The 535-nt window shown below is 63.9% G+C and carries 1 protein-coding gene; it reads right to left on the bottom strand.

All coding sequences use genetic code 11. The features are described 5' to 3' along the window. A partial coding sequence (locus OO70_RS50590; RefSeq protein WP_043688357.1) for a hypothetical protein occupies positions 1-535 on the bottom strand: 535 nt, incomplete at both ends.

Genomic DNA, 535 nt, shown 5'->3' with positions numbered 1-535 from the left:
CTCGTAGCCTGCGGCTTCGGTGTTCATGATCGCGTTCGCCATCACGTCGCGAGCTGCGGCCTGCGTGACGTTCTCCGCGCCGAGCCCGCCGTAGTAGTGCTGGTCGGACCACTTGCGGGTGAAGCTGTCGTTCGCCTTGAAGATCAGCGTGCGCTTCGACTTGCCCCACGGGGTCGGCTTCCACTCGACACGCGGATACGGATAGAAGATCGAACGGCCACTCGGCAGCTTGCAGCGGAGGAACGAGCCGGTCATGTTGAACGTGATGAACTCGCCCGCCTTGAACTTCTGGCCGGGGTTCTCCACCGCGTTGATCGCCGCCTCTTCGAGGTCGTACCAGAACTGCACGATCTCCGGATTGTTCTCGCGCCAGGTGAGCTTGACCATCTCGGCCGCGAGCCAGGCCTTCTTCTTGATGCCCGACTTCCGGCCGCGATCCTTCCAGCCTTCGAGCGCGCGATCCCGGTTGTCCGGCGACGTGACGGCCCACACCGTGTCGAAGATGAGCGCCAGGTCGACGCGGTAGACCTTCGCC

The organism is Streptomyces xylophagus (assembly GCF_000716435.1).
GTDB classification, from domain to species: domain Bacteria; phylum Actinomycetota; class Actinomycetes; order Streptomycetales; family Streptomycetaceae; genus Streptomyces; species Streptomyces xylophagus.
Note: the sequence above shows the minus strand (reverse complement) of the source record. Positions and strands in the feature narration are given on the sequence as shown.